5 protein-coding genes are annotated in these 6484 nt (G+C 56.2%); 4 read left to right on the top strand and 1 reads right to left on the bottom strand.

The annotated features are described in order from the left end of the window. Positions 1-90: 90 nt before the first annotated feature. The 4 genes from ACTEK7_RS34820 (at position 91) to ACTEK7_RS34835 (ending at position 4176) form a co-directional block, all read left to right on the top strand. Entirely contained in the window at positions 91-888 is a 798-nt protein-coding gene (locus ACTEK7_RS34820; RefSeq protein WP_225147615.1) for a hypothetical protein, read from the top strand. Positions 889-1336: 448 nt separating this feature from the next. Then, a complete protein-coding gene (locus ACTEK7_RS34825) occupies positions 1337-2425 on the top strand; it encodes a glycosyltransferase family 2 protein (protein WP_225147614.1) in 1089 nt (362 codons plus the stop codon). A 6-nt stretch (positions 2426-2431) separates the two neighbouring features. Continuing rightward, positions 2432-3346 carry a polysaccharide deacetylase family protein gene (locus tag ACTEK7_RS34830; protein ID WP_057029391.1) on the top strand — a complete coding sequence of 305 codons (915 nt, stop codon included), beginning with the start codon at positions 2432-2434 and terminating at the stop codon, positions 3344-3346. Positions 3347-3507: 161 nt separating this feature from the next. Then, positions 3508-4176: a formyl transferase gene (locus ACTEK7_RS34835; RefSeq protein ID WP_158284387.1), complete on the top strand. Its 669-nt coding sequence runs from the start codon at positions 3508-3510 to the stop codon at positions 4174-4176. Between the two features lie 93 nt (positions 4177-4269). Here the strand turns inward: ACTEK7_RS34835 and ACTEK7_RS34840 are convergent. Beyond that, positions 4270-6484: PQQ-dependent sugar dehydrogenase (locus ACTEK7_RS34840; protein WP_474810723.1), on the bottom strand; the 2215-nt coding region annotated here is incomplete at its 5' end.

Genomic DNA, 6484 nt, shown 5'->3' on the forward strand with positions numbered 1-6484 from the left:
GACAACCATTCAATGAAATATCTCTGGTTAAGATCGCCTGCGGTGTGAACGCGCAATCCGCATGGTCGCAATCATTTGAAGGGGAAATCTGTGCAGAAATTATCGCGTTGGCGAGGCTTTGGCTGGGCGCAAATAGCCGCCGGCTTGTGTTACGCCGGTTCCGCACTGGCGGATCAAACACTTTCCTCCAGCCAAGCGCCAGGTCCTGCCTCCTCGCGTTTGCCTTCTCCTGCGTCGGCTCCTCCACTCTCATTTGATGACCCCCGCTTTGCTGGAAATTCCTCCGAGCCATACACCCGTTACGGGAAGTTCTTCAGCAACGGTGAAGTCGTCGAGCATCGTTCCTGGGACCACAACAACGATGGAAGCTCGGTCGTTTGCGGGGATTGCACTCTGAAAAATTCCCGCATTCGATCCAACGAGGGATTCCGGTGTATTGGCTCCGACGGTATTGGCGGCATCAACATTGATGGCGTCTACATCGAAACCAAAGGTTTGCCGGGCGATCACGCAGACGGGCTTCAGTGTTATGATCCTGGCAAAACCAACGCCATCACGGTTCGCAATACAACATTCAAGACCTACAACAACACCAATGCAACGGCCGGATTCTTCTACGCTGATGGATTAGGGGGCTCAGTTAGCTTTGAGAACGTCCTGTTCTGGGGCGGACCTTACGGGTTGCGAATGCATCCCGATGGCATGAACGTCACTGTTTCCCTTAAGGATGTGTATTTCGTTGGCCCGTTCCTATACGGCGCATTTCTGATCAACAATGCGGGCGGCGGAACAATGACGATCACCAAATGGGAAAACGTCAGGAGTGCAACCATCGTCAATGGCCAGCTCGTCCCGGGGAGTTTGCTTCCTCAGCCTCGGATCCGCTGATCCATTTTCCTGCCCCAGCCCCGCGGCTTGCATTCTCGGATTAAGGTCGCCCGTCCGGAAATAATAACTTGCAAATTAAACCAATTTAATAATATAAATGTTTAATAGTGGGTTCCAGCCGGTTATGCCATACAGAAGACGAGGAAGGCTGTCGTTTCCATTTGAGCTTGGGATTCGCAGTGGATGTGGGTGGTAAAATGGTGGCCGGCCCGGGCCGCACGCAGCGACCGGGCGGTGCAGTTGCGAAGGAACCGGGAAAAGCTCGTGTTTACAGGAGCGCGCACTTAGCATGGCCGACCTGGGTCGCCAGGCACTCACCACATTGATGAGCCAATTCCGGATGGTTTGGCGACCATCAGGAAGGACGGGCCTGACAAATCGCGTTCGAGCGAGATGGTTGTCGAAGATGGGTTCGGTCGAACATTGAAGGGGGGGCCGGACGTATCGCATGAGGCTGAATCCCATGTCGGATGCAATTTATGGGGCCGCTGAGCCCGACATTTCGATCATCATCGTGAGCTACAACACGCGCACCATGACGCTCGAATGTATTCGATCTGTCTTGGCACAAACAACGACAGTACTCTACGAAGTCATCGTTTTCGATAACGCTTCAACAGACGGATCTCCGGAAGCCATTCGCGCAAACTTCCCTCAACTCGAGCTCATCGCGTCGCAAGAAAATCTTGGGTTTGCCGGCGCCAACAACATCGCCGCGATGCGGGCGCGGGGGCGCCGGTTTCTGTTGCTCAACCCGGACACCCTGATCTTGAATCACGCAATCGATCATCTGCACGAGTTCGCCGATGCGAATCCGCGCTTTGGGATCTGGGGCGGGCGCACCGTGCTGTCTGACGGCCGCTTGAATCCTGGCTCCTGTTGGGGAGATGCCACCTTATGGAGCATCTTCTGTTTTGCTACTGGTCTGACCAGCTTGAAGCGCAGCAGCTCGGTTTTCAATCCCGAAGGATACGGCGGTTGGAAGCGTGACAGCATTCGTGCAGTCGACATTGTCACGGGCTGCTTTCTTCTCATAGACCGCGAACTTTGGAAGCGACTTGACGGCTTTGATCCCGAGTTTTTCATGTACGGTGAAGAAGCGGACTTGTGCCGCCGGGCGCGCAAGCTTGGTGCATCCCCAACCATCACGCCTGCAGCTACCATCATTCATTACGGCCAGTCTTCCGAGCCCGATCAAGCAGAGCAACGCATCAAGGTCCTTGCCGGCCGGATCACGCTGTTGCGGCGTCACAATTCTGCTGCGACGATTCTCGCAGGCAAGACACTTTACATGCTTCTCCCCCTCCTTCGCTTGCTTGCGTACGGAACGGCCGGCCTGATCTCCGGCAGAAGTGATTTGCGTGAAAAGGCGCGAAACTGGCGCTATGTCTGGCAGCATCGTCAACGTTGGGTGAATGGCTGGAGCAATGTCGGCGTGAGGAGAGCGCGCGGTAATCCGCGCAACAACCTGCCAGAGGAGGTAGCTGCTGTGGAACGTCCGTTAGGGGACGCGTTATCCCGCTCGCGCCAGGGATAGCCACTGATGCGGCGCGACGTTACCATTGTGGTCTATCATCATATCGCGGACCATGAAGACCCGTTAACCGGCAAGCTTGGAGTTGTTACAAGGCCAGAGGTTTTTGAGAAGCACGTCAAGTATTTCGCGCGTCATTTTGACGTGGTGAGCGGATCGGACCTTGTAAGTGGCACTCTGCCGCGTAAACCTTTGCTGATCACCTTCGATGACGCATATCGCTCAGTTCTCGATACCGCAAGTACTGTCCTTAAAGCGGCAAATGCACCTTCGCTGTTCTTCGTCAATCCGACAACGCTGCTCGGAAGCAGATTGCCAGTGGATAATATCCTATCGTTGGCAGCGGTGGTGCTCGGTAAACAGCAACTGATAGCTCTCCTGAACATCAACGAAACCGGACCAACATCAGTCCCTAGGCTCATCGCCAACGTGATTTCAAAATGGACTCAGGCGCAAATTGCGGAGGCGAAGCAGCAGCTGTGTACCGCAATGGGCACCAATGAATTGGAGCTCCGGCGTACATCGAAGCTTTTTCTTAATATCACCGATATCAAGCGGTTTGCGAGCTTAGGGATTGAAGTAGGAAACCACTCGATGAGCCACACGTTCTTTCGTTCGCTTTCATCGAGCGAGTTGGAGACCGAGATCGTGCAAAGCCGAGAGCTTCTGGAGAAGTTATCGGGACAAACGGTTCAATGCCTGAGTATTCCTTATGGGAATGCATTGGACGCGACCGAAGGTGCGCTGCGCGCCGCACGGCGTAATCACAAGGCGATCTTTCTAGTGCATGCGAAAAGCAACCGCTTTAAACCAGCGGCTGACATTTTCTATCGGATTAGCCTGGGGAACGCCGCGCCAGAAGAGATTCCGTTCAAGCTCCGGATTATGCCTGTACTACGGTGTGCGAGAGATTGGCTATGGTAGCTGGGCAGCCCGAACCAAAGAGAATAGTGATTCTGACGCGGGATGGCCCAGAACATCGTTATGTCGCAAACATGCTTTGCGCTGGACTCTCCATTGACCGCATCATTGTGGACCGGTCAGCACGGAGAACAAGACTGCGGCGCGCCGTACGGAAGGGGTTGGTGCATTTCTTAGGAAAGGCAACCCGTGCTGTCTTTCTCAAGATGACTCGAGACGATGAGGCCCGGACTCGGTCACTTGAAAGTCTGTTGGGGCAAAAGGCTCAAACATTCTATGCATCTGATCGAATCGACTATGTCGAGGGCATAAACGGCACCGCAAGCTTGGAAGTCCTGCGGCAGAGACGCCCCGATGCGATTCTTATTTACGGCACGTCGGTCGTGAAGAATGCGGTCCTCGACTCTGCAACCGATATCTGCATCAATCTGCATACAGGTATTAGCCCGCAGTATCGCGGAACCGCGTGCAGCTTTTGGCCTGTAGTCAACGACGAGTTGGACATGCTCGGTGCGACCATTCACGAATGCACGTCCGGCGTCGACAGCGGGCCGATCTTTGAGACAGTGCATTCGAGATACGAACCAGGGGACGATTTGCATAGGATTTTTGGCCGAGCCGTGATGGTCGGTGCCGAAGCGTATGTACGAGTGGTTCAACGCTATGTGGCGGGCACCTTGAGCGGAGTTTCGCAAGATCTCAGCCTTGGGCGCGAGTACCGTGGAGCCGATTTGACCATTGGTCCGGAATTGGTGGCGCGACGCCGGCTCGCCCGTCTGAGGTCCATCGCCGAAATCTCGATCATTGGTCAAAACGACAGGGTAGTTCGCTGACGCGCAATCGTGCAAAAGCTCGCCTTATCGACCGAAGTCGTAAGCCGCCCCAGCAGATCGTCATCGATGGGGGAAAGCCGTGACCGGCGCCTGCTAGGACGACGCTGCGAGCCCCAGCGCCGTAACCGCTGAGGGGTCGACCCAACGTCGGATAGTGCCGTCAATCAAATTGGCCCCGTACATCCAGCCATCAGGGCCCTTCTGCATGTCGACGATGCCTTGTACGTTGTCCACCAACTGGACGCTGGTGACCTGCCGGCTTGCGTTCAGGGTCGCAGCGAAGATCGTTCCGTTTTGGACATCGTCGAAAAAAATGGTGTTCTGATTGTAGAAATCCCCCGCGGTAATCACGTGGGCATTGTCGGGGGCCCCGTGGCTTAGAGACAGGATCGGAAATACGGCGGGCGGGTCTGACGTATTGTTCCGATTGCCATTGTTATAGAAGGTGATCGCCTGCGCGAGATTTTGGTAGCTGCCGGTCCTGTCGGGGCCTTCGAGATAGGGCCATCCAAAGTTCGAGCCGGCTGGCCCCGTATTCAGCTCTTCCCAGCTGTTCCAGCCCACATCTCCGAGCACAGGAAGATTAGTAACTGGATCGAAGCTGAAGCGGTACGCGTTGCGAACACCGTAGTAGAACACCTTCGACGCATTACTGTTTGGATCGCTTGCCTGATAGAACGGATTGCCGGGCACTCCCTCACCTGTAACGGGATCGATCCGCAACAACTTGCCCGATAGATTGTGGATGTCTTGGACGCGCACTCCCCGGGGGTCGACGAAGTTGTACGACACGCCATCGCCGACGGTGAGGTAGAGATAGCCGTCCGGGCCGAAATGAACAGCGCCTACGCCGTGCGAATCGCTATCAGTCGCCAGATAGTCACGAATGTTTTGGTTCTGGATGCCGGTCCGATCCGGATCGTTGTCCTGCGATCCACTCTCGATCTGGCTCGCCGGAGCTGTGATCGTGGTGCCGTTGACGATGCCGGAAGGAGCGATGCTCGGATCGCCTGTGCTGTTTACGTCGGGACGGCTCGTATAGGCCCAGATGCTGTTCTTTCCGACCAGCACTACCTCGCTCGCCGGATCGGCAATCATTGTGGTTGGGTCAACGGTGACCCTCACCAGGCGAGCAGGTCGGTTGCCGGCCTGATCGGGGCCGGCAAGGCCGGGCTGGCCCGCCGTTTCGGGTGGATCGTAGGTATAGAGCAGGTAGACATAGGGGTTCGTTGCGAAATTCGGGTTCACCGCGATACCCAGCAGTCCGCGATCATTGACGTCATTTACCTCGCTCGAAATGTCGATCAGCGGAGTTGATCGAAGTTCTCCGTTGTCCACCACACGCACCACGCCGTCCTTTTGGGCAATCAGCATGTAGCGGCCGTCTGGAGTCCAATCGATCGCCGTTGGCCCGCCGGCATACCCCTGGCCCAGTCCCGTCACGTACGTCTCACCCGCCAGATTGCCGAGATTGGGGTTGTCATTATCCAGGATTTTCACAGTCGTCGTTGTCTCGGCGCCGAAAGTGGCACCGGTCGGGTTGCTCAACGTGACCGTGAAGGTCTCATCATTCTCCGGTGTCGCATCGTTGATGATCGGTACCGTGATCGTCTGGGTCACCTGGCCAGCAGCGAAAGTCACCGTGCCTGACGAGGCGGTGTAGTCGGAACCCGCGAGGGCGCTGCCGTTGCTTGTCGTGAAGCCGACAGTAGCTGTTTGACTGGTGTTGCCGCTGCGCAGCAGCGTAATCGTTGCCGTCTGTGTATTCTCGGTAACGCTTATCGCCGCGTCCGCCATTGAGATCGCGACGGGCGAGTCGTTGTCGATGATGGTCACGAGCACTGTGCGCGGGGTCCCGAGAGAACCGGAACCGGGATTCTGAAGCCCGACCGCGAACGTCTCGTTACCCTCGGTGAGCTGATCGTTCACAATTGAGATGGTGAAGCTCTTGGTGCTCTCTCCCGGGTTGAAGACGACCTGACCGGTGTTCGACCGGCCATTAAACGTGGGCTGGATGAAGTCCTGGCCTGCCGTAGCTGTGCCGCCGGTGCCGATTTCGTTCGTCGTGTACTCCACGGTTGCTTGAGATTGGAGGTCGCCGGAGCGTACGACGGTGATGGTAGCCATCCCTCCCGTCTCACTGACATAGACTGTGGAACTGCTAAGTAGTGAGATGACGTTGCCCGCAGCGAACACGACGTCGCGGAAATAGTTTGCATTCTGATAGACATTGGTGGGGAAGGCGCCCTTGGACAGGTCGAAGACGCCGGCACCCACTGGGGCGTTCAGGCCACCATTGCTGATGGCT

Source organism: Bradyrhizobium sp. JHI2711 (assembly GCF_056156565.1).

Excerpts from the sequence above, each read along its gene's own strand:
- ACTEK7_RS34830 (WP_057029391.1), top strand. The coding sequence starts at position 2,432 with ATGCGGCGCGACGTTACCATTGTGGTCTATCATCATATCGCGGACCAT.
- ACTEK7_RS34825 (WP_225147614.1), top strand. The coding sequence starts at position 1,337 with ATGAGGCTGAATCCCATGTCGGATGCAATTTATGGGGCCGCTGAGCCC.